Source organism: Blautia sp. CAG:237 (assembly GCF_000436615.1).
Classification (GTDB): Bacteria; Bacillota; Clostridia; order Lachnospirales; family Lachnospiraceae; genus Blautia_A; species Blautia_A intestinihominis.
Window position 1 is genome coordinate 12,068 of sequence record NZ_FR886741.1, and the last position, 225, is coordinate 12,292.

Annotated in this window: 1 pseudogene; it reads right to left on the reverse strand. The window is 47.6% G+C overall.

The features are described 5' to 3' along the window. Positions 1 to 225 (reverse strand): annotated as a pseudogene (locus QZL69_RS08280) (ammonium transporter); the annotation flags it as partial.

A 225-nucleotide genomic window follows, 5' to 3' on the forward strand; every position in this document is an offset into this window, starting at 1 on the left:
AATTTGCCTCTGTGGCAATGCCGCCGATCTTTCCGAAGAATCCGTTTCCTGCTCCAAACATGATCCCGAATCCGACAATCCAGAAAGTAGGAGTACCGATACAGAAGTCCATAAGGTTTTTCATGATGATGTTACCAGCGTTTTTTGCTCTGGTGAAGCCGGTTTCTACCATTGCAAATCCGGCCTGCATAAAGAAGACAAGCGCGGCGCCAAAAAGCACCCATA